The 21041-nt window shown below is 28.9% G+C and carries 21 protein-coding genes; 8 read left to right on the forward strand and 13 right to left on the reverse strand.

The window, feature by feature from the left end; all coding sequences use genetic code 11:
• Positions 1 to 154: 154 nt before the first annotated feature.
• The 3 genes from I4U66_RS05640 to I4U66_RS05650 all read right to left on the reverse strand — a co-directional run bounded on the left by I4U66_RS05640 (position 155) and on the right by I4U66_RS05650 (position 3975).
• Positions 155 to 1273, reverse strand: a complete 1119-nt coding sequence (locus I4U66_RS05640) for an amidohydrolase (protein WP_092922541.1) — start codon at positions 1271 to 1273, stop codon at positions 155 to 157.
• 178 nt (positions 1274 to 1451) lie between these two features.
• Positions 1452 to 1967 (reverse strand): nuclear transport factor 2 family protein, encoded by a 516-nt coding sequence (locus I4U66_RS05645; protein WP_092922538.1) that lies wholly within the window; start codon positions 1965 to 1967, stop codon positions 1452 to 1454.
• Between the two features lie 22 nt (positions 1968 to 1989).
• The gene (locus I4U66_RS05650; RefSeq protein WP_092922535.1) at positions 1990 to 3975 is read right to left on the reverse strand and encodes an FAD-dependent oxidoreductase; all 1986 of its coding nucleotides are present in this window, start codon (positions 3973 to 3975) and stop codon (positions 1990 to 1992) included.
• A gap of 438 nt (positions 3976 to 4413) precedes the next feature.
• Between I4U66_RS05650 and I4U66_RS05655 the strand changes: the two genes are divergently transcribed.
• The 7 genes from I4U66_RS05655 (at position 4414) to dapD (ending at position 11951) form a co-directional block, all read left to right on the forward strand.
• Positions 4414 to 5187, forward strand: a complete 774-nt coding sequence (locus I4U66_RS05655) for an IclR family transcriptional regulator (RefSeq protein WP_166504727.1) — start codon at positions 4414 to 4416, stop codon at positions 5185 to 5187.
• A gap of 303 nt (positions 5188 to 5490) precedes the next feature.
• The gene (locus I4U66_RS05660) at positions 5491 to 6237 is read left to right on the forward strand and encodes an SDR family NAD(P)-dependent oxidoreductase (protein WP_092922528.1); all 747 of its coding nucleotides are present in this window, start codon (positions 5491 to 5493) and stop codon (positions 6235 to 6237) included.
• A 59-nt stretch (positions 6238 to 6296) separates the two neighbouring features.
• Positions 6297 to 8225, forward strand: coding sequence for a bile acid Fe-S flavoenzyme BaiCD (baiCD, locus tag I4U66_RS05665; RefSeq protein ID WP_092922525.1), 1929 nt, complete (start codon positions 6297 to 6299; stop codon positions 8223 to 8225).
• A gap of 312 nt (positions 8226 to 8537) precedes the next feature.
• Positions 8538 to 9536, forward strand: coding sequence for an aspartate-semialdehyde dehydrogenase (locus I4U66_RS05670; protein WP_092922522.1), 999 nt, complete (start codon positions 8538 to 8540; stop codon positions 9534 to 9536).
• A gap of 48 nt (positions 9537 to 9584) precedes the next feature.
• A complete protein-coding gene (gene dapA, locus I4U66_RS05675) occupies positions 9585 to 10478 on the forward strand; it encodes a 4-hydroxy-tetrahydrodipicolinate synthase (protein ID WP_092922519.1) in 894 nt (297 codons plus the stop codon).
• Positions 10472 to 11218: a 4-hydroxy-tetrahydrodipicolinate reductase gene (gene dapB / locus I4U66_RS05680; RefSeq protein ID WP_166504723.1), complete on the forward strand. Its 747-nt coding sequence runs from the start codon at positions 10472 to 10474 to the stop codon at positions 11216 to 11218. The genes dapA and dapB overlap by 7 nt, the downstream gene beginning before the upstream one ends.
• 16 nt (positions 11219 to 11234) lie before the next feature.
• Positions 11235 to 11951 carry a 2,3,4,5-tetrahydropyridine-2,6-dicarboxylate N-acetyltransferase gene (gene dapD / locus I4U66_RS05685; protein ID WP_092922513.1) on the forward strand — a complete coding sequence of 239 codons (717 nt, stop codon included), beginning with the start codon at positions 11235 to 11237 and terminating at the stop codon, positions 11949 to 11951.
• Between the two features lie 40 nt (positions 11952 to 11991).
• Here the strand turns inward: dapD and srtB are convergent, their stop codons facing one another.
• The 10 genes from srtB to I4U66_RS05735 all read right to left on the reverse strand — a co-directional run bounded on the left by srtB (position 11992) and on the right by I4U66_RS05735 (position 20668).
• Entirely contained in the window at positions 11992 to 12783 is a 792-nt protein-coding gene (srtB, locus tag I4U66_RS05690) for a class B sortase (RefSeq protein ID WP_092922510.1), read from the reverse strand.
• A 297-nt stretch (positions 12784 to 13080) separates the two neighbouring features.
• Positions 13081 to 13683 (reverse strand): DUF4397 domain-containing protein, encoded by a 603-nt coding sequence (locus I4U66_RS05695; RefSeq protein WP_176698632.1) that lies wholly within the window; start codon positions 13681 to 13683, stop codon positions 13081 to 13083.
• Positions 13684 to 13750: 67 nt separating this feature from the next.
• Complete coding sequence (locus tag I4U66_RS05700) at positions 13751 to 14158, reverse strand: VOC family protein (protein ID WP_092922504.1); 408 nt, start codon at positions 14156 to 14158, stop codon at positions 13751 to 13753.
• 164 nt (positions 14159 to 14322) lie between these two features.
• Complete coding sequence (gene hpt / locus I4U66_RS05705; RefSeq protein WP_092922501.1) at positions 14323 to 14862, reverse strand: hypoxanthine phosphoribosyltransferase; 540 nt, start codon at positions 14860 to 14862, stop codon at positions 14323 to 14325.
• A gap of 70 nt (positions 14863 to 14932) precedes the next feature.
• Complete coding sequence (locus I4U66_RS05710; RefSeq protein WP_092922497.1) at positions 14933 to 16237, reverse strand: L-cysteine desulfidase family protein; 1305 nt, start codon at positions 16235 to 16237, stop codon at positions 14933 to 14935.
• 280 nt (positions 16238 to 16517) lie between these two features.
• Complete coding sequence (locus I4U66_RS05715) at positions 16518 to 18287, reverse strand: sigma-54 interaction domain-containing protein (RefSeq protein WP_195581467.1); 1770 nt, start codon at positions 18285 to 18287, stop codon at positions 16518 to 16520.
• A 1-nt stretch (position 18288) separates the two neighbouring features.
• Positions 18289 to 18429, reverse strand: a complete 141-nt coding sequence (locus tag I4U66_RS05720) for a hypothetical protein (RefSeq protein WP_166504718.1) — start codon at positions 18427 to 18429, stop codon at positions 18289 to 18291.
• 77 nt (positions 18430 to 18506) lie between these two features.
• Positions 18507 to 19076, reverse strand: a complete 570-nt coding sequence (locus tag I4U66_RS05725; protein ID WP_240276208.1) for a class I SAM-dependent methyltransferase — start codon at positions 19074 to 19076, stop codon at positions 18507 to 18509.
• A 109-nt stretch (positions 19077 to 19185) separates the two neighbouring features.
• Positions 19186 to 19821, reverse strand: coding sequence for a single-stranded DNA-binding protein (locus tag I4U66_RS05730; protein WP_092922488.1), 636 nt, complete (start codon positions 19819 to 19821; stop codon positions 19186 to 19188).
• A 79-nt stretch (positions 19822 to 19900) separates the two neighbouring features.
• On the reverse strand, positions 19901 to 20668 hold the full coding sequence (locus I4U66_RS05735; protein ID WP_092922485.1) for a polysaccharide deacetylase family protein: 768 nt from the start codon (positions 20666 to 20668) through the stop codon (positions 19901 to 19903).
• Positions 20669 to 20793: 125 nt separating this feature from the next.
• Here I4U66_RS05735 and I4U66_RS05740 point away from each other — a divergent pair, with 125 nt between their 5' ends.
• Entirely contained in the window at positions 20794 to 20961 is a 168-nt protein-coding gene (locus tag I4U66_RS05740) for a hypothetical protein (RefSeq protein WP_166504717.1), read from the forward strand.
• Positions 20962 to 21041 lie beyond the last annotated feature (80 nt).

Below are 21041 nucleotides of genomic sequence, written 5' to 3' on the forward strand. Positions count from 1 at the left end.
AAAACACCCCTTTACATATTCGTATTTTTGTCATTTAAACAAAATTTATACAAATATTTATAGGGGTATACTTCACTTATAAAAAATTCATTTCTTGAATTATATATTAGATTATACTTATTTGATGATCTTAATATAAAAAAATAAATTTATTCTAATATATGGACTTCTTATACTCTAATAATTTTATAAAAGTTTCTAGTCCATTTATTAAAACTTCTTCATCAAAGTTAAAATTAATATTATGAAGGCCATTGACAAAACCTTTTTCTATATTTCTTGCTCCTAACATAAAAAATAATCCCGGTACTTCTTTTTGATAATATGAGAAATCTTCTGATATCATAAGTGGGTCAAGTTGTATTAACTTATCTTTATCTACTATATTTGTAAATTCTTCATATAACTTTTTATCATTGTTAACAGCTGGATAATCATCTCTTATTTTTAAATCTATTTTGCAATTATATAAAACTTCTATTCCTTTACATATATCTATTATTCTTTTTTTAATTTTGCTATATACTTCTGGCTTAAATGTTCTTATTGTACCTTGTAAACTAACATTTTCAGCTATAATATTTCTTCTTATTCCTCCATTTATAACACCTATACTAAGTACAGCTGTATCAATGGGGCTTACATTTCTAGATATTATAGTTTGCAGGCTGGTAACTAAGTTTGAGGCAACTACAACTCCATCTATTCCATTTTGAGGCATTGCACCATGCCCACTTTTAGTATATATGTCTATATCTAAATCCCCTGCTTGTGCCATGAAATATCCACTTCTTACTCCTATATATCCTGTTTCTATATCTGGATATATATGAAGCCCATAAATTTCATCTATATTATATTCCTTTATTATTCCTGATTCAATCAAATCATTAGCTCCACCTGGACCTTCTTCTGCTTGTTGAAATATGAATACTATATCATCCTGCAATTTATCTTTATTTATACTGATAAACTCTATAAGGCCTAATAATATGCTCATATGTCCATCATGTCCACATAAGTGCTTTGGTCCATCATCCGTTAACAATCCATCCATATCTGCTCTAAATGCTATAGTTTTTTTACTATTATTTCCTTTTATAATTCCCACAATAGATGTGTCTAAATATTCTTTATATGATACATTTATTTCATCTAAATAACGCTTTATATATTTTGATGTCTTAAATTCTTTTCTTCCTATCTCCGCAATGGAATTTAATATCTTTCTATGTTTATTAATCTTACTTTCCAAAGGTATATTTTTTATCATATACTCCCTCCCTTAAAAATTCAATTAATCTGATTATACTTATAATCTATTTTTAAAGATATAAAAAAAGACCCTCGTAAGGATCTTTAAAAATAATATATATTATTAAAAATAAGGACAGTTTTATATTTAATACAAAAGCTTTATATCCCACATAAGAGTTAATCACTTGACTATTTTATTCTTTACTATGCATATTGTAAGTAATTTTTGCATTTTGGGGATCATTTCTATCCCATCTTTCTTCAAATGTACGCTTATATCCAATTGTTTTTATCTTCCATTCTCCATTGACTTTTTCATAACTTTCACGATAAAATGCTCCGCCTCTAATTCCCATATTTCTATCTAATAATATTAAATTATCTCCTAAGTACCAATATGCAAAAGCTTTAGTATCACTTTCAAATTCTATTTCAGGAGTATGACATTGATGCATAGTTATATGTTCTTGCGGCATGCAAGTTCTAAAGAAATTTACAACTTCTTCCTTCCCTGTAAAAGAAAGTTTTCCATCTGAGTAACTTGTAGTTACATCCTCACAAAAACATTCTCCTATTGTATCCCATAACTTTGAATCTAAACAACGTAGATACTTTCCCTTCAAACTTTTTATAAATTCTATATCTTTAAGTCTTGTAATTTCCTTTTCCATTTCTATTAATCTTTGTTCTAGCTTTTCAATAGTACTCATACTGGCTCCCCCTATTTAATTTTTAATTTGCAAGCTCTTTTTCGCCATCTAAATTTTCTACATCTCCTATTTTTCTTGCAAGTATTGCTCCTGCCTCAATAGCATGATGTACTTGTCCTGGTTTATTTGCATCTCCTATAAGGTGTACTTCAACATCTTTTAATTCCTCTGCTAAATTATTTATTGGTTTTGCACCACAACAGAAAATTATTTTACTAAAACCATTTAGTACTTCTTCTTTTCCATCTTTTTCAACTATAACTCCTGTACCATCCTCTGTAATTTCTAAAAGCTTTGTATTAGTACTCATTACAACGCCTTTTTCATTAAGCATTTTCATAAGAGGTACTTTATTATTTGGGCATAGATTTGGTGCAATTTCACCTAACATTTCAATCATATGGATTTGTACAGGTCCTACTGCATTGTGTAATATTGTTTCAGTAACTTCACATCCTACAAGACTTCCTCCAACTACAAGAACCTTTCCATGTATTGCATCTTTAACTTTTGCAGATAATACATCACTACCTGTAATAACCTCAATATTTTCTATTCCTTTTACTTTAGGTATAAATGGAGTTGAACCAGTTGATATAATACATACATCTGCATTTAATTCTTTTATATACTCAGCTGTTGCTTCTGTATTTAATTTTACTTCTACATTAGATTTTTCAACTTGAGTTTTTAAATATTTAACCCATCTTGTTAAATCTTGTTTGTGAGGAGGAATAGCTGCAAGATTTATTTGGCCTCCAAGCCTATCTGATTTTTCAATTAAAGTAACTTTATGACCTCTTTTAGCTGCAATTCTTGCAGTTTCTAAGCCAGCTGGTCCACCACCTACTATTACTACATTTTTCTTTATTTTTGCTTCTGTAATAGTCATTTCTTTTTCACGACCAAGTTCAGGGTTTATTGCACATTTTGCAACTGGATTAGATCTTTCTCTTGTTATACAAGGTCCGCCACAACTTGCACATGGTCTTATATCTTCATATCTTCCTTCAAACCCTTTATTTACAAGTTCAGGGTCTGCAAGTAAAGGTCTACCAAATACTACTCCATCTACAACTTCTCTTTCAACTAAATTTTCACCAAGTTTTATATCATTAATCTTACCAACTACAAATACAGGTACTTTAGAAACTTTTTTAATAGCTTCAGCTTCTTTTATATTTACTCCTGGTGATTCATAATGGCAAGGAATTATTTTCCAACATAACTCGTATTGAGTACCTCCAGAAATTTCAAAAGCATCTACCCCTGCTTCTACAAATTTAGGTACTAAATACAACATATCATTTAATGTATTTCCACCTAATACTCTTTCATCGCCGGAAATTCTCATAAGTATAGGGAAATCATCTCCAGCTTTTTTCTTTATATTTTTAATTACATCAAAAGCAAATTTAGCTCTACCGTCTAAATTACCTCCATAGCAATCTGTTCTTTTATTTCTAAGTGGAGATAAGAAAGAACCTGCTAACATATATGCATGGGCACAGTGAAACTCTACCCCGTCGCAACCTGCTTCTTTAGCTCTTCTTGCAGCATCACCATATTGCTCAACTATAGCTTCAATTTCTTCTACTTTAAGTTCTCTAACTGATTTTCCTAAACTATTTATATAGTTTGAAGAAGCTACTGGTGTTTTACCAAACATCCATGAAATAGATTCAGGTCCTGGATGTGTAATTTGAGGAAATAATTTTGAACCATTTGCATGAATTTCATCTACAAACGATTTGAATTTAGGGATAAATTTATCTTCTCCTAAACTAATTGTAAATCCTAAATATGGAACTGAGCTATCCACTGTAACTGCGTCTACAACAATAAGACCTACTCCACCCTTGGCTCTTTCAATCCAGAAGTCTTGAAGTCTTGAACTTACATTTCCATCTTTTTCTTCATAGCCAAGGCTCATAGGCGCCATTAAAACTCTATTTTTTATTTCAACATTGCCTATGTTAATTGGTGTATATAGTTTAAAATTATCCATAATTACTTCTCCCTTAAATAAATTTTAATAGTTGTTTTGAATTTTATTAGGTGTAATTATTTGGAATTTAATTGTTTTAAATTCTATTATTTTGAATTAATTAAGTTTAATCTGAATATTTGAATAGTATAAAATGTAACTGTTTTGAATTTTATTGAAAATAATATGTTTTTAAGTATTAAAAGTATATTTCAATTTCATTGTAGCAACCCTTTTCATATACCGCAACACTATTTTAAAGTTATTTTATTAAAAATAAACTATAAATATGCTAAAAGTTCAATTTTTACATATATTTCAACTTATTTTTTATAAATTTTCTATATCATTGCATTCTTAATGTCGCACTATATGGAACAATTATTTTTTATTTTTTTATTTAAATTATGCTATACTATAAGAAAAAAATTATATATTTCGAAAGGGGTTTATATAAGTTTGTCTTCTTTACAAAGTTTAGATAGGGCTTTAGATATATTAAGTCTTATTCATTCAAATGGTGGTAAAATGTCCGTTTCTTCTATTGCTGAAGTTATGAACTTACACAGAAGTACTGTTCATAGAACTTTAACCACAATGTATCAAAAAGATTTTCTATCAAAAGATCCTAAAACAGGTCTGTATACAATAGGTAGTAAAGCGCTCATTCTTGGATTTTCAGCTGCTAATAATTTACCAATAGCTACTACTGCAAGACCATATATGGCATTTTTAGCAGAAAAATATAGCAACTCAGTTTCTCTATCCGTAATTGAAGGTTCAAATGTTTTTGTGATAGGAAACTACTCTGGTTACTACACTACAACTTTTTATTCACTACATGAGGATCCTCTAAATTGTGAGGCTTATCGTCCTGCCGTAGCTCATTGTATGTTAGCTTATAACTGCCAGTTGGAATCTTCTAATGAAGCAATACAAATTTACCTTTCAAAAGTATCTAATAGCAGATTTAAAGGTAACTTCTTCACAAGCATTGATGATTTAGTTGCTTACTTAAAAAAGGTAAAAAATGATGGCTATGCTTATGAATCTGGTGAGTATCACTTTGATGAACTTTGCTACTGTGTACCTATTTTAAATAATAAGAAAGCTATAGCAACACTTAGTATATACGGTCACAAATCTTACTTAAATAAGTTTCATAAACAAGATATTATTAAAGATTTATTAGATATTTCAAAAACAATATCTGATTTACTTTCTAATAGTTAAAAAAGTTGTAAATATTAAATTTTGCAGCTTTTTTATTTTTTATAAAACTTTACAATTTCAAATTTAAAATTTTATTGACAAATTAAATTTTGTGTCCTACGATTATCTCAATAGTTGTTTTGGAAAATTTAATCATTTCTAATAATGTAATTATTTCGAATACTCAATTCTATTAATTGAATAAAAATTTATTTATCACATTAAATTAAATTTTTTAGTTTTGTTTTATCTTATCTAATTTATAACTCCATTGTAATTGTTTTGTAATTAACATATAAACTAACTTTGAAAGGAATTAATTTTATGAAACTAAAAAATAAAGTTGCAATCGTTACTGGCGGATCACGTGGTATTGGTTTTGCTATAGTTGATAGATATGTCAAAGAAGGTGCTAAAGTTGCAATATGTGGAAGTAGAGCTGAAACTGCAAATAACGCACTAAATCTTATCAAAAAAAAATATCCTAATGCTGATGTTATAGCAGTTCACGCAAACATGTCAAGTACTGATGAAATCAATGAAATGTTTAAACAAGTAGTTGATAAATGGGGCTATGTTGACATATTAGTTAATAATGCTGGTATTACAGCTACAAAAGATATCGATTTAATGACAGATGAAGAATTTGAAGAAGTTATGGACGTAAATGTTACAGGAATGTTCCGTTGCACAAGAGCTGCGGTTAAAATTATGAAAGCCCGCGGTGGTAATATAATTAACACAAGCTCTTTAGTAAGTGTAAATGGTGCTGGCAGACAATGTGCTTATACTGCTTCTAAGTTTGCTGTAAATGGCCTTACAAGATCATTTGCTAGAGAACTTGGTAAATACAATATAAGAGTTAATGCTGTTGCTCCTGGTTCTGTGGCTACTGAAATGGTAAAAAAGTTTGTTACAGATCAAATGGTTGAACATATGAGACAAGTAACTCCACTTGGAAAAATGGCTGAGCCTTATGAAATGGCTGGTGCTTTTGTATACCTTGCTTCAGAGGATTCTTCATATACAACTGGTGCAATATTAAATATTGATGGTGGAATTGTAATGTAATTTTATAAATATAACGTATAGCTAAATAATAAATTTTAATAGTGAAAGGTGATATGATTATGAACTATAATTCTTTGTTTTCTCCATTTAAAATAAAAGATTTAGAAATAAAAAACCGTGTAATACTTCCAGCAATGATGACAAAAATGGCTTCTCCTACTGGACTTGTTACACAAAATTTAATTGATTATCATGTAGCAATTGCAAAAGGCGGCTGTGGACTTAATTTTACTGAGGTTTGTGCTATACACCCAAGTACTCATGGTAATGGTTATGTAGCCCTTTATAAAGATGAACATTTTGAAGGTATGAAAAAACTTATAGATAGCGTACATAGCGTTGGTGGTAAAATAGGTGTTCAAATTTGGCATGGTGGTCAAGTTGCAATAGCTCTACTTCCAAAAGATAGAACTCCTATGGTTACAGAAGGCATGACTCATGAAAATATAAAAGAAATTGTTGATTGTTATGGAAAATCCACTAAAATGGCAGTAAAAGCTGGCTGTGATGCTATTGAATTCCATGCTGCTCATACTTATCTTCCTCATACATTCTTAAGTGCTGCTTTTAATAAACGTGATGATGAATATAATGGTTCTTTAGAAAATAGAGCAAGATTTTCACTTGAAGTTATTCGTACTATGCGTGCTAATATGCCAGAAACTATGCCTTTATTTATGCGTGTAGATGCATTAGATGATTATGTTCAAAATGGACTTACTATAGAAGATGTAATTGAGTTTTTAAAGATGGCTAAAGCTGAAGGTGTTGATATAATTGATATTTCAAGAGGTAATAATAAGTCTGCAGCTCTAAAATATGAAGTTCCTTCAATTGATACTCCTCGCGGATATAACATTGAAAATGTAAAAAAGATACGTGATGCTATTGAAATGCCTGTAGTTGGAGTTGGTAGAATCAATCATCCAGAAATTGCAAATAAATTTATAGAAGAAGAAAAGTGTGATTTGGTTGCTATAGGTCGTGCTCAAATTACAGATCATGAATTCTGTAATAAAGCAAAAGATGGTAAAACTGATAGTATACGTTTATGTGTTGGTTGCTTGAAGGGCTGCTTTGACTCTATAATGAATCCAAATATTCCTACAATTACTTGTATGAGAAATCCTATGGTTGGTAAAGAAGGTCAACCTATTACTAAAACAACTAACCCTAAAACAGTTTTAATAGCTGGTGGTGGTATGGGTGGTATGATGACTGCTAACATGCTAAAAGTTAGAGGGCATAACCCAATTTTATGTGAAGCTAGCAATAAATTAGGTGGGCAATTTAACTTAGCTGGCGCTGCTCCATATAAAGGTGAGATGCTTGATGCTGTTAACTGGGAAGCTAAAGAAGCTACTCGTTTATGTGTTGATGTTAGGTTAAATACAGTTGTAACTCCTGAGTTGGTATCTCAAATTAATCCTGATGAAGTAATAATTGCAACTGGTGCTGTTGCTTCAAAACCTGAAATAAAAGGTATAGAAAGTAAAAATGTATTTACTTATGAAGAAGTTTTATCTGGTAATATAGAACTTTCTGGTAATGTAGTTATACTTGGCGGAAAAATGGTAGGTTTAGAAACTGCTCAATACTTAACTGACAAAGGTATAAAATGTACAGTTATTGATGAATCTGACAGATTCGGTGGAGATTTAGGCTGGATTAGAAGTATGAATATGCTTGAAAATATGTATGTAATAGGTGTTAATCAAATTCCTGGTGCCAAGGTTGTGGAAATAAAAGAAAATGAAGTTGTATATGTTAAAGATGAAACTGAAACAAGTATTAATTGTGATGCTGTAGTCGTTGCTCTTGGTGCAACTTCAGTAGCTTTAGAAGATGTTCAATTAAAATGTAGAGATTTAGAAATTCCTTTCCATGTGATTGGTGATGCAAAAAGTCCACGTGTAGCTTTAAATTCTACTCTTGAAGGTATTGAAGTTGCACTTAATATAGATAGTGAAAATGCACTTAATGTGTAAGTAATTTGATCCTCTTTTTAATAAGGGATGTAGATAAATTTATAATATAATTTGAGTCTTAAAATATAACTGTGTATTCTTAAGATTGAGTTAGATAATATAAATTAAAGTTTACTTAGGACTATGACTATTTAGTTATAGTCCTTTTTTATTATTTTTCTATTCTCTGAAAAGCTTAACAAAAAAGCTATATTTTCTACCTCTTTTATAGAAAATATTTTTAAAGGGATTTATTATCAACAAATAGAATATATTTTAATCTCCTTGAATAATTTTATATAGATACTTAATCAATTTATTTGGGGTGATTTTATGAAAAAAGTTAATGTAGCTATTGTTGGTGCTACTGGTATGGTTGGAAGAACTTTCTTAAAAGTTTTAGAAGAAAGAAAGTTCCCTATAAATCAACTATATTTATTCTCTTCTGCTAAGTCTGCTGGGTCTACTGTAGTATTTAATGGAAAAGAATATGTAGTTGAAGAATTAAATAAAGATGTTTTTGATAGAGATATACAAATAGCCTTATTCTCTGCTGGTGGTGAAATAAGTTCTATATATGCTCCTATAGCAGCTTCAAAGGGTATTGTGGTTATTGATAATTCTAGTTATTGGAGAATGGATGAAAATGTACCTTTAGTAGTTCCTGAGGTTAATCCACAAGATATAAAAAAACATAAAGGAATAATTGCTAATCCAAATTGCTCTACTATACAAGCTGTAGTTCCTCTTAAGGCACTTCATGAAAAATATAAAATAAAAAGAATAGTTTATTCTACTTATCAAGCTGTATCTGGTTCAGGTGTAAGAGGTATTAAAGATTTAGAAGATGGTGTTGATGGAAAACCTAATAGTTTCTATCCTCATCCAATAGCTTACAACTGTCTTCCTCATATAGATGTTTTTGAAGACAATGGTTATACAAAAGAAGAATTAAAAATGATAAATGAAACAAAAAAAATATTTAATGATTTCGATATGAAGGTTACAGCTACTACAGTTAGAGTTCCTGTAAAAAATAGCCATAGTGAATCTATAAATATTGAATTTGAAAACCCATTTGAGCTTTCTGATTTAGTTAATACTTTAGAAAACATGAATGGTGTAATTGTCATGGATAATCCTAAAGAAAATAAATATCCTACTACAGTAGATTCTACTGGTCGTGATGAAGTTTTCGTTGGAAGAATAAGAAGAGATTTTAGTGTAGATAATGGAGTAAATATATGGGTAGTTGCCGATAATATCAGAAAAGGTGCTGCTACTAATACTGTTCAAATAGCAGAATTATTAGTTGCTTGTGATTTAGTTTAATACTTTAATACCTAATTAGGTAAATTCTTATATAAAGGGGTTTTGTATATGTTATTTAAAGGTTCTGCAGTTGCTTTAGTTACACCTTTTGATGAAAATGGTGTAGATTTTGAGACTCTTGGAAAATTAATTGAATATCACATAGAAAATAGTACTGATGCAATACTTGTTTGTGGAACTACAGGGGAATCCACTACTATGAGCGATGAAGAACAGCTTGCTGTTATAAAATATACTGTTGATAAAGTTAATAAAAGAATACCTGTTATAGCTGGAACTGGCTCAAATAACACTGCACATTCTATTTATTTAAGTCAAGAAGCTGAAAGACTTGGAGCTGATGGATTATTAGTTATAACACCTTACTACAATAAAGCTAACCAAAATGGTCTTAAGCTTCATTTTGAAACTATAGCTAAAAGCGTAAATCTTCCTATAATTATGTACAATGTTCCGGGAAGAACATCTATGAATATGAAACCTAGCTTAGTAGCAGAACTTGCTAAAATAGATAATATAGTTGCTATAAAAGAAGCTAGTGGAGATTTATCTCAAGTTGGAGAAATAGCTAGATTAGTTCCAGATGACTTTGCTATTTATTCAGGAAATGATGATAGTATAATTCAATTATTATCAGTTGGAGGTCATGGAGTAATATCTGTTCTTGCTAATGTTTGTCCTAAAGAAACTCATGATTTAGTTTATAAATTCTTAGAAGGAGATATAAAAGGATCTAGAGAATTACAACTTAAATTAAAGCCTTTAATAGATGCTTTATTTATAGAAGTTAATCCTATACCTGTTAAAACTGCTATGAATTTACTTGGATTTAATGTTGGAAATTTAAGACTACCTCTAGCTGAAATGGAAGATAAAAACTTAGAAGTTTTAAAACAAGAATTAAAAAATCAAGGATTATCATTAGGAGAAAAATCATGCTAAAAGTTATAGTTAATGGATGCTTTGGAAAAATGGGTAGAGTTTTAACTAAATGTATAGAACAAGATCCTGATTTAGAATTAGTTTGTGGAGTATCTCCTAGCCAAAAAGAAAAAACATCTTTTAACGTTTTCTCTACTATGTCTGATATTTCTAAAAAAGGTGATGTAATAATAGATTTTTCTCATCACTTAGCTTTAGATAATGTTTTATCTTATGCTTTAAATACTAAAACCCCTTTGGTTATTGCTACTACTGGATATAATGAAGAAGAGTTAAATAAAATAAAAGATGCCTCTAATATAATTCCTATTTTCCACTCTTCTAATATGTCCTTAGGAGTTAATGTTTTATTAAAATTAGTAAGAGAAGCTACTAAAGTGTTAAATGGTTTTGATATTGAAGTAATAGAAAAACATCATAATAAAAAAGTTGATGCACCAAGTGGTACTGCTATTATGATTGCTAATGCAATAAAAGATGTACTACCTAGTATTGAATATAATTATGGAAGATATGGCCGCGAGGCGAAAAGAAGTGAAAATGAAATAGGAATACACGCTATTAGAGGTGGGACTATTGTTGGTGAGCATAATGTCATATATGCAGGTCATGATGAAGTTGTAGAGTTAAAACATATAGCTCAATCTAAGGATATCTTTGCTAAAGGCTCTATAACTGCTGCTAAATTTTTAGTTAACCAAAGTCCTGGGTATTATAATATGGATAATTTACTAAGTTAATCTATGGAGGTAACTAATGATAAATTTAAACGATGCTTATGAAATAGCCAAATATATAAAAGAATCAAAAAAAATAACACCTGTTAAGGTTTATATAAATACTAATCTTATCAGCTTCAAAGAAGCTAAGGAATTTAAGGTATTTGGTTCTAATGGTTCTTATATACTTATTGGTGACTATGATACAATAAATGATTTTCTAAAAGGTAAGGAAAATCTTATAAACGATATATATATTGAGTATGATAGAAGGAACTCTGCTATACCTATATACAACTACCTTCATGAACATGCTCGTATAGAGCCTGGAGCTATAATAAGAGATATGGCTACTATAGGAAAAAATGCGGTTATCATGATGGGAGCTGTTATAAATATTGGAGCTGTTATTGGTGATAATGCCATGATTGACATGAACGCAGTTATAGGAGCAAGAGGTATAATCGGAAAAAATGTTCATGTAGGTGCCGGAGCGGTTATTGCTGGCGTTTTAGAGCCACCTTCTGCTTCTCCTGTTATAATTGAGGATGATGTTTTAATAGGAGCAAATGCTGTGATACTTGAAGGTGTAACAGTAAAAAAGGGCGCTATTGTGGCAGCAGGTTCAGTTGTTACCCATGACGTGTTAGAAGGAGAGGTAGTTGCTGGCTCTCCTGCAAAAGTCATAAAAATAAAAGACGAAAAAACAGCTGATAAAACTAAGTTAATGGACGGTCTTAGAGATTTGGATTAAATATAAAAGGCTCAAATTAATAAATATTAATTTGAGCCTTTTAATTTACTAATTTGGCATGAATTACAGTTCTCGCATTTTCAAATTCATAGCTACAAGTAGATAAAGTTAGTATTTTATCATTTTCACTTACTTCTACATTAGTGTTATATAAAGACTTGTTTTTTATTTTATTAAGAAATTGTTTATAATCACTTTTAGAATTAAAAGAAGTCTGTATGTAATTATAATTTGCATCAGTTGTATAAACTGAGAAAATTTTATATTCTAATTTTTGTCCATCTGGCGTTTCTATGTATATTTTATTATTTTTATCAAAGAATTTTTTATCTTTAAATTTCTTCAACTCACCAAACATTGTATTATTTCTCATATAGTGACCATAAATAACTGTATTACTATCCTCAAATCTGTTATTTCTATAGTCTAAAAATATAGAACCTGATGGTAAATAATTTTTATTTATATCCTTTTTAAGATAATAGCTATTATCTTTAGCTTGAAGAACTGGGTAATCTATATTAGTTCCATCAATGTCTATCCAGCCTCTATAATCTTTATTTATATCAGATAAATCTAAAGTAGTCTTATTATAAGGACTATTTTGTTTAACCTCTTTATTATCATCTACCTCACTATTGCCTACTTTATAATTATTATTACTTTGTACTTTTGATACAAGTTGTTTTTCTCTTGTTTCTTTTATTTTCTTTATATCATCATATACTTTATCTGCCTTTTTATAGTCTAAAACCTTGCTTATAACCTTATAACTTCCAAATAATAATGCTATTATTAAGACTATATTTATTAAAATCCTTGCTTTCTTCATAGTATTTATACTCCTAATTAAACTAATTATATTATATACCACATAAATATAACTTTGAACATAAAAAATTCGCTTCGCTTAAGCCACTACGTGGGCGCTACACTTCATCCGTTGCTTGAGCGACGTATCGCGAAGCGCTTCAAATTGTCTTTTTTGCGCTTACTAAACTAATTGGTATTGCTTAGCTACAATAGTTATCTATAGTTTTTGAAGTATGATAATTTCCTTAAGCGTAAAAAAGTATAGATAAATTTATCTATACTTTTAATAATAACAAATTTTTATAGTTTATATCTATCACTGTAAGAAAGTTGCTCCATCTAATGTCTGAATCATATCTATATTAGGCGATATCCCAATAACATAAAATGTATATATTCTATTTGGATTTATATTTACTAAGTTGCTTAAAACTGTTTTTTTATTTTCCGTCAATTCTATATCCATCTTATACTCTCCTATTGGCACATTTTCATACTCTGTATAATCTGTATAACCTACATTATTAAATATTTCTTCTCCACCCATTAGTATATTAACATTTGGTGCTTCTGGAACTAAGTGTACAAACTTAATCTTCGATGTATTATCTTCTGGAACTCCCATTTTCTCTGGTATAGGAAGTATATCTACTTTATCATTTTTTTCTATAATAGCTGCTGTTATAAGCTCATCATTTTTTACATCGATACTAACCTCACTCAAAGGACTATCCCTTTCATCTTTTAAATAAACGCTAAATATATGCTCTCCTTCTGGTACATATATATATGGTGTAAATTGAGCAAATCTTACATCCATATAAAAAGGAAATCCATCTATATATACATCTAATTCTTCTCCGCTTACCAAAGCATGTAATACTCTAACCAATGAATATTTCTCATTGAAATTTCTCAAAAAAATCCCCCCATTAATTATAATACTTTCATACTAATATCATATTAATAGAAGGGTGTTTTTGATACTAAGCTATATCAGTATCTCTAATTTCTATTTCTGTTCCTTCTGGTGCTTTTATTTTAAATAAACTTTCACCTTCTACTTTATATACAATTTCTCCATTTTTAACTTTAAAATTAGTATATCCTAGCGATTTTATCCTTTTATACTCTTCTTCCACATTATCCACAATAAATCCCATATGCACTGGGCCTTCATTTAAAGATGTCCACTTTTTAAACTTATCCCCAGCTTTAGGCGTCTGAAGTTCTATCATAAAGGTACCTTGTTTTATCCACGTATTATATTCTCTGTTGTGGAAATTTTTACTCTCTTGAACTACTTCAAATCCCAGTATTCTTGTGTAAAAATCTAATGATTCCTTATATTTTTCTGTTTGAATGCATATATGATGTATCATTTTTATCCCCATACTTAATCCTCCTGCAACCATTTTCATTTTGAAGTTATCCACTTTTCAACCATTTTTACAGTTGATATGTGTATAAATATATATTAGCTTAGTTTACTTATATAGTTTATATAAATTACAAAATCTTTGTAAATAAAAAGTTGCTCCTAAGAGCAACTTTTTATTTATCTATCTTCATTTGTAACATTGAATACGTATGGTACGTTTCTGTAATAATCACCATAGTTTAATCCATATCCAACAACAAACTTGTCTTCTATTTCAAATCCACAGTAATCTGGAACTAATTCAACTTTTCTTCTACTTGGCTTATCAAGTAATACACAGCATTTTACGCTTGCTGGATTTTTAGTTTTTAAATGATTCATAACATGATGCATAGTTAATGCTGTATCTGTTATATCATCTACTATTAATACATCATATCCTTCTAAACTAGAATTTACATCTGATACAACCTTTACGTTCCCACTACTTTGTTCTCCGTGACCATAGCTTGAAGTTGTCATAAACTCTATTTTAACTGGAACAGTTATGTTTCTTACTAAGTCAGCACAGAAGATAAAGCTTCCTTTTAATAAAGATACTACTAAAAGATTCTTTCCTTCATACTCTTTAGATATTTGTGCACCTAATTCCTTAAGTCTAGTAGCAATTTGTTCTTCAGAACATAAAACTTCCCACTTTTTAGTTTCGATATTCATAATAAATCCTCCATTATGTATAAATGATACTTTCAATTTTATAGGAGATTAGATGTTTTTGCAAGGAGAATTACTTAACCTTGTTCATATCATCCATTACATTTATTATAACCTCATCTGTAACAGACATACCTTTATCACTTACTCTTCCTAGGTTTTGTATACTTTGTTCTACTTTAGCTCCAACTATACCATTCATTGGTGGTACGAAACATTGTTGTTTAGCTATTATAGCACTTTGTACTGCTGCTGATGCTGCTGATGCTAATTTTAATGCACAACCTGCTTTTGCACCATCACATATCATACCACTTAAGTTAGCTACCATATTTTCTATAGCACCTTCTATTTGTCTTTCATCTCCGCTCATTAACCAAGATAAACCTGCTGTAGCTCCTGTTGATGCAGCAACTCCACATCCACATACTGCTGATAATCTTCCTGTGTAATTTTTAATGTATGCTGTAACTAAGTGAGATATAGCTAAAGCTTTTGCTAATCTTTCATCTGATTGAGGGAATTTCTTGTTGTATGCTACTATTGGAAGTATAGCAGTTAAACCGTGATTTCCACTACCATTTGAACTCATAACTGGCATTTTAACTCCTGCCATTCTAGCATCTGATGCAGCTGCTGTTATCATCATAGCTTGGTTCATTAAGTCGTCTCCAAGTAATCCATCTTCCATAGATTTCTTTATTCCGTATCCAACACCTATACCTACTTTTTGATTTAATCCATAGTTAGCTATTTCTTCATTCATAGCTATTCCTTCTAATAAGAATTCTATGTCTTTAAGATCTAATGCTTCTACATTTTTAACTAATTCTTCTATAGTTATAGTGTCCATTATGTTTTCTTCTTTTTCTGTTGTAACTGCTATTTCTTCTAAACCTTCTTCATTTAATAAAACATTTCCATTTTCTTCTAAGTAAACAAAGTTATCATGCTTAGTTCTTATAATAACCCTTGAAGTTCTAGTTTTTCCTTCTAAGTTTACTTCTATATATACCTTTTCCTTTGTATCCGCTGGTGATATTGATATTGGATGAGTATCCATATACTCTTCTGCCTTTTTAACTTCTTCCTCAGTTAAAGTTTCTAATACTCTTAATCCATTTTCAGAGTGTCCACCTATAAATCCTAAAGCTACTGATATTTTTAATCCTAATCTTTCTGTTCCTGGTATTCCTACACACATTCCGTTCTTATATACGTTTGGGCTAACTAATACGTTATGCTTAACTATTTCTTCCCCTAATAATTCTTTTGCTTTAGCACAAGCTAATGCAACTGCAACTGGCTCTGTACATCCTAGAGCTGGCTTTACTTCTGCCTTTAATATATTAACTATTTGATTTCTTACATCCTTCATAACATTTCCTCCCACATAAATTAAGTTTATACTTTTATATATAGCAATATATGTGCCAACTTTTTAAATTAATTATTATTTTTCTATTATTTAATTTATCTAGTTAAAACGTTTCCGTAAAATGCTTATATGTACGCATTTGTCATCATTTTTCTACATTATAATTAAGATTATTATTTTTTAGTTTTTTTCTAAATCTGCATTTAAATATTAATTTTGTGTATAAATTTATATTTTTATCTCAATTTGAGTAAAAAAAATCTCAAAATGAGATTTTTTCTCATTTTGAGATAATTTTATATTTCTCTAGTTTTCTATATAGAGTAGCTCTAGATATACCTAATGCTTTTGCTACTAGCTCTTTGTCTTTTTTATAATCTTTATATTTATGTAATGCTTTAATGATTTCTGCTTTTTCTAATTCTTCTAAAGTTCTTATCTTATCATTTTGAACTAATACTTCTTCTAACTCTACATTTTTTAATTTATTAGGTATTACATCTAATGTTATAATTTCTCCTATAGACATATTCACGCCATACTCTATTATATTTTGAAGCTCTCTTATATTTCCTGGCCATTTATATTCTAACATCACATCTAGCACATTTTTGTCAATACCAGTTACATGCTTTTCTAACTTTCTAGAATATTCTTTTATCATAAAATCTATTAAATCTGGTATATCATCTTTTCTTTGTCTTAAATTTGGAAGTGATATAGGGATTACATTAAGCCTATAATATAAATCTTCTCTAAAAGTTCCCTTTAATACCATTTTTTCTAAATCTTTATTGGTAGCTGCTATTATCCTTACATCTATAAATTTATTTGATTTTGCTCCAATTTTATTTAGCTCTTTTTCTTGTAATACCCTAAGTAATTTTGCTTGTAGATGCAAGCTCATATCTCCTATTTCATCTAGGAATATAGTACCCTTATTAGCTATTTCAAACTTACCTAATTTACCACCCTTTTTTGCTCCTGTAAAAGCTCCTTCTTCATAACCAAATAATTCACTTTCTAGTAAATTATCTGGTATGGCTGCACAATTTACAGCTACAAATGGATTTTCACATCTATTACTATGGTTATGTATAGCTCTTGCAAATAACTCTTTACCAGTACCACTTTCTCCTGTAATTAGTACTGTAGAAGTGGACTTAGAAGCTATTAGCGCTTCCTTTTTAACACTATTTATAATGCTACTATTTCCTATTATATTTTCTAATGTTATACTATAATCTTTATTTATTTTATTATAGTTTTTAATAGCATCTTTGTTATCTATAAAGTCTATAACATATCCTTTTAATTCTTTCTTTAAAATAATTTCATTTATATTGTATATTCCTTTTAATTCATATCTATCTAATTTATAGTTAAAACTATGTGATTTTTCTTTTTTAAAATTATCTCTTGATGGTTTTTTTATGAACTCTAAAAGCTTAAATATATTTTTACCATTTATATTATTTTCTAAATTGAATACTTTCTTAAATTTTAAATTATATTTATCTATATTTCCATCTACATCAATAGATACTATAGCCTTATCTATACCATTTACTAAAGTCTCTAGCTTTTTCTTTTCTAATTCTAACTCATAAGCTTTTACTTGAGCTTTAATTTTATTAGATATTAAATCAGCCATTTTACCTAAAAAATTCATTAATACATTGTTATTGTTTTTTATAACTTTAGCTTGTTCCTCTGTAAAAGCTATAAGGCCTATAACTCCATAGGTTACTCCTTCGCTTATTATAGGGCAACAAACCTCTGCAAACTCTTTACAAGCTCCACTATTGGAGCATTCATTACATATATCATTACAACTTGGATCATCTATTATTATTTCTATCTGTTCTATTAGACATTTATTAAAAGCAGAGTATCCACTTATTTTTTCTCCTATTTTTTCTAAATATATACCTGTACCTGCAACTCTAGTTAAGTCATCATCTACTATGGTTACATCTATACCTAAAACAGCTACTATTGCTTCTGCTATATTTTGAATATCTTCTCTTATGTATTTTAAGTTTGCCATATTAATCCTTTCTTAATCTTTTTAAATTAAGTATTTCTTTTATATCCTTTAATACTAAATATATTTTATTTAGCGTAAATTGTATAGATATTAATATAACAAACATCATTACTACTATTATTAATTGATAATTTATACTCATAACTATATGGCTCCTATTTTTAGTTTAATATATAAAAGACCAGGCTAACCTAGTCTTTATATATATTAGTAAAATCTCTATTTTCTTTTTCCTATATAAATGTATCTTTCATTTTCTACTTCTTTAACATTACCTTCAAAATCTAAAGTTGAAAATAACTTTGCAACATCATTTGGATAATGGTACTTGATATTTTCTCCGCACAGTTTATGCTTTAGATTTTTTAACTTAACTTTAATATTTTTTAAATTTAAATCTTCTAATATTAACTCACCATTGATCTTTAGTACTCTGTTAATTTCTTTAGATGCTTGCTCGAAATTTCCAGTGTTATTAAAGTGATCTAATATTATAACTTTGTCAAAATGTCTATCTTCAAAAGGCAATAGTTCAAGTGTTCCTTTTATAACATTACAGTTTCCGTTGTGTATTAAGGAATAACATACGTCTTCATAAGGGCTATTCTCAAGTATTGTTACATATACTCCTAGCCTTCTTAATCTTTTCCCTAGGTCACCTATTTTTCCTACAAGTAGTATATGATTGCCTACATTATACTTTATCGTATCTAAAAAACAAGTTATATCATCAGAGTTATCTGTCAAACTAATACTAGGGTCGTAATCATGATATAATACGCTTTTCACAGTGCTCCCCCTCTTTACTTTCTGCATTTATAACTAACATCATAGAATAAATTATAATAAATAAGGAGCAACTATTCAACTAGTAAATTTTTAGTTTTTTTATGAAACCCTATTCATTATTATTTTCACTCATTTTTTTTATTTTCGATATAGAAACTTCATAAGCAACTTTCTTTATACTATTTCCATCTTCACCTTTTTTTTCATACTCTCTACTTTGAACTCTTCCCCACATTTGTATTCTATCTCCAACCTTTAACCCTTTAGCAAATTTTGCATTTCTTCCCCAAACTATTGATGGTATATAGTCTGATTTATTGTATGGTCTATTTATTGCTACTAATAAATCTGTTATCTCTCTCCCTAATGGAGTCTTTCTATAAACGGGCTCTTTACATATGTAACCATCTAAAAATATACTGTTTGGATCTTTATTTTCCTCTTCTATCGTCTTTATTTCTCTAACAAAAACAGTTAAAACTAGTCTATTTCTATTATCAATATTTTTATTATAAGACCTTAACTGCCCCAATATACTACATAAATTCCCTTCCTCTATTTTTATATCTTCTAAAAGTCTTTCTGAAACTGTAATAGGAAGTATATCATAAGAATCACTAAGTCTATTTATTTTAATAGTAGTGTTATAAAACTTCTCTCCAAATATTTCATGACTGAATTCTAAGTTTTCACTCAGTTCCCCTCTTAAATTCACTACATTCGTTTCTTCTTTAACTGTTACCATCTTTATCCCCCCACAATTTGTTAATTGTATATTTTATCTTTTATATAATAAATATATTTATAAATTCTTACTTTTATTACTACTTATTCTGTAGCTTTTGAACTCCATTACTATCCACTTTGAAATTTTCTTTGTATGTTATTTCTGATACAGGAACTATTTTATATCCATCTTTCTTTAAATTAAGTATTATAGTGTCTATGTAATTTTCCACATTACTTACATTTGAATGAAATAATACTATAGATCCTGGTTCAGAATTTTTCATTACTCTATCAATAACATGATTTGCACCAAATCCCTTCCAATCCATAGAATCTAGGCTCCATTTAATGGTTTGATGATCTAATGAATTGCTCACCTCTAAAGTTTCTTTATCTGTATCACCAAATGGAGGTCTAAATAAACTTGTTTTTTCTCCTGTTATATCATATATTTTTTCTGATACTAACTTAATTTCTTGAACTTTTGATTCTTTTGATAAATTTTTAAAACTTGCATGTGTATTAGAATGATTTCCTATTTCATGACCTGCATTATGTATTTTTTCAACTAATTCCTTATTATCTTCTATCCAACTGCCCAGCAAAAAAAACGTAGATTTTACATTATGTTTTTCTAAAACTTGTAAAATTTCATCTATATTATTTTTTCCCCATGCTACATCAAAGGTTAAAGCTATTTCTTTATCATTTGTATCAACACTATGTATTGGCATACTAGCTACTTCTTTTTCATAACATACATATCTAATTCCACCTATTAAAGCTATTATAAAAACTATTGTTACTCCTAAAAAGAAAGTACTAGATCTAAAATATTTTATTTTTTTAGACTTATACTTCATATTTACACCTCCTTTTTGTTGTCCTATATTTAAAACTTATTTTTATTTTTTTCAAAAAATTACTATTAAACTAAATTTATTATTTGGGCAAATTAAAGTTAATACTAATATAAGGTGGTGCTATTATGTCAATTATAAAAAGTTCTTTTGGTAATATTAAAGGTCATCAAGTTGAAACAGCTAGAAAGACATTTAAACTTGAAGGTAGACACTATCTAAGAGAAGCACATGGAATTGAAGAAGGTGTACGTAAAGATAAAAAAATAAAAATTGATACAAAGTTCAAACAATAAAAATTGATACAAAGCACAAATAATTTTTAAAAAAACGTATATAAAATTTGATTCCAGGGTAAATTAGTATCAACAATACA

The sequence above is a fragment of the Romboutsia sp. D33t1_170424_H2 genome (assembly GCF_015669105.1).
Taxonomy (GTDB): domain Bacteria; phylum Bacillota; class Clostridia; order Peptostreptococcales; family Peptostreptococcaceae; genus Romboutsia_C; species Romboutsia_C hominis.

What these genes read in the sequence shown, in the direction of transcription:
- baiCD (WP_092922525.1), top strand. Translation starts at nt 6,297, where the DNA reads ATGAACTATAATTCTTTGTTTTCTCCATTTAAAATAAAAGATTTAGAA.
- I4U66_RS05700 (WP_092922504.1), bottom strand. Translation starts at nt 14,158, where the DNA reads ATGGGGATAAAAATGATACATCATATATGCATTCAAACAGAAAAATAT.
- I4U66_RS05735 (WP_092922485.1), bottom strand. Translation starts at nt 20,668, where the DNA reads ATGAAGTATAAGTCTAAAAAAATAAAATATTTTAGATCTAGTACTTTC.
- dapD (WP_092922513.1), top strand. Translation starts at nt 11,235, where the DNA reads ATGATAAATTTAAACGATGCTTATGAAATAGCCAAATATATAAAAGAA.
- I4U66_RS05740 (WP_166504717.1), top strand. Translation starts at nt 20,794, where the DNA reads ATGTCAATTATAAAAAGTTCTTTTGGTAATATTAAAGGTCATCAAGTT.
- hpt (WP_092922501.1), bottom strand. Translation starts at nt 14,862, where the DNA reads ATGAATATCGAAACTAAAAAGTGGGAAGTTTTATGTTCTGAAGAACAA.
- I4U66_RS05720 (WP_166504718.1), bottom strand. Translation starts at nt 18,429, where the DNA reads ATGAGTATAAATTATCAATTAATAATAGTAGTAATGATGTTTGTTATA.
- dapB (WP_166504723.1), top strand. Translation starts at nt 10,472, where the DNA reads ATGCTAAAAGTTATAGTTAATGGATGCTTTGGAAAAATGGGTAGAGTT.
- I4U66_RS05640 (WP_092922541.1), bottom strand. Translation starts at nt 1,273, where the DNA reads ATGATAAAAAATATACCTTTGGAAAGTAAGATTAATAAACATAGAAAG.
- I4U66_RS05730 (WP_092922488.1), bottom strand. Translation starts at nt 19,821, where the DNA reads ATGGTAACAGTTAAAGAAGAAACGAATGTAGTGAATTTAAGAGGGGAA.
- I4U66_RS05715 (WP_195581467.1), bottom strand. Translation starts at nt 18,287, where the DNA reads ATGGCAAACTTAAAATACATAAGAGAAGATATTCAAAATATAGCAGAA.
- I4U66_RS05645 (WP_092922538.1), bottom strand. Translation starts at nt 1,967, where the DNA reads ATGAGTACTATTGAAAAGCTAGAACAAAGATTAATAGAAATGGAAAAG.
- I4U66_RS05650 (WP_092922535.1), bottom strand. Translation starts at nt 3,975, where the DNA reads ATGGATAATTTTAAACTATATACACCAATTAACATAGGCAATGTTGAA.
- I4U66_RS05710 (WP_092922497.1), bottom strand. Translation starts at nt 16,237, where the DNA reads ATGAAGGATGTAAGAAATCAAATAGTTAATATATTAAAGGCAGAAGTA.
- I4U66_RS05670 (WP_092922522.1), top strand. Translation starts at nt 8,538, where the DNA reads ATGAAAAAAGTTAATGTAGCTATTGTTGGTGCTACTGGTATGGTTGGA.
- dapA (WP_092922519.1), top strand. Translation starts at nt 9,585, where the DNA reads ATGTTATTTAAAGGTTCTGCAGTTGCTTTAGTTACACCTTTTGATGAA.
- I4U66_RS05660 (WP_092922528.1), top strand. Translation starts at nt 5,491, where the DNA reads ATGAAACTAAAAAATAAAGTTGCAATCGTTACTGGCGGATCACGTGGT.
- srtB (WP_092922510.1), bottom strand. Translation starts at nt 12,783, where the DNA reads ATGAAGAAAGCAAGGATTTTAATAAATATAGTCTTAATAATAGCATTA.